1 protein-coding gene is annotated in these 529 nt (G+C 63.1%); it reads right to left on the bottom strand.

All coding sequences use genetic code 11. The features are described from left to right. Positions 1-256 precede the first annotated feature (256 nt). Positions 257-529: glutathione S-transferase C-terminal domain-containing protein (locus tag C7G61_RS43185; protein WP_190242293.1), on the bottom strand; the 273-nt coding region annotated here is incomplete at its 5' end.

The raw sequence follows: 529 nt of genomic DNA, 5'->3' as shown, positions 1-529 counted from the left end.
ATCGCGATCTTCTCTTCGGCGATCCGAAGGCGGGCCTGGGCTTCGTTCCGCTCCTGCTCGCGCAGTTGCGCCCGGTCGCGCCAGAGACGGATCGCAACGCCCTCGGTGTCCTCATTCATGCTCTGCTCCTGATTGTCCCTTAAGATTGAGGGGCAGCGTGGAAGAATTGAGGCATGGTGCCATTCGAGCGCATCGAATGAGCGCCGCCTGTCTCAGGTCATGACGCCATCCAGTCCCGCCGATCCTTAAAAAGCCCTTAAGCATCCAACTCGGGGTAGCGGCGGAAAATACCCTCCTCGTTGAAAGGGATGCGCCGGGGGCTGTCGCAATAGGCCTCGATGCGCGGTCGTCTCGCGACGGCGGCGTGCAGGGAGGCGACGCGCGGAGCGTCCGTCAAGGCGCGCTTCGTGGCCTTGGGAAAGGCATAGGCCAGTCCCTCGACGATCTGGAACAGGGAGAGATCAACATAGGTGAGCGTGCGGCCGACGAGATGCGCATCGCCGGCGGGATTGCGGGCGAGGATCGTCTC

The organism is Bradyrhizobium algeriense, from assembly GCF_003062295.1.
Lineage (GTDB): Bacteria > Pseudomonadota > Alphaproteobacteria > Rhizobiales > Xanthobacteraceae > Bradyrhizobium > Bradyrhizobium algeriense.
The sequence above is the reverse complement of the archived record's forward strand: the minus strand, read 5'-3'. Positions and strand labels throughout refer to the sequence as shown.